The 325-nt window shown below is 67.1% G+C and carries 1 protein-coding gene; it reads right to left on the bottom strand.

Features of this window, described 5'->3' with window-relative positions; all coding sequences use genetic code 11:
- On the bottom strand, positions 1-325 hold a 325-nt coding region (locus B7L92_RS43460), incomplete at both ends, for an ATP-binding cassette domain-containing protein (protein ID WP_438364064.1).

Below are 325 nucleotides of genomic sequence, written 5' to 3'. Positions count from 1 at the left end.
CCACCGAGACGCGCTTGCGCTGGCCGCCGGAGAGGGAGGTGACCTTCTTCTCCTTGTGGATGTCCAGCTTCAGCTCGCGCAGCACCTCGTCGATCCGGGCCTCGCGCTCGGCGGCCGTGGTGTCGGCCGGGAAGCGGAGCTTGGCCGCGTACTTCAGGGCCTTCTTGACGGTCAGCTCCTTGTGCAGGATGTCGTCCTGCGGGACCAGACCGATGCGCTGACGCAGCTCGGCGAACTGCTTGTAGAGGTTCCGGTTGTCGTAGAGGACCTCGCCCTGGTCGGCCGGCCGGTAACCGGTGAGCGCCTTGAGCAGGGTCGACTTGCC

The sequence above is a fragment of the Streptomyces viridosporus genome, assembly GCF_002078235.1.
In the GTDB taxonomy this organism is placed as follows: Bacteria; Actinomycetota; Actinomycetes; order Streptomycetales; family Streptomycetaceae; genus Streptomyces; species Streptomyces viridosporus.
Note: the sequence above shows the minus strand (reverse complement) of the source record. Positions and strands in the feature narration are given on the sequence as shown.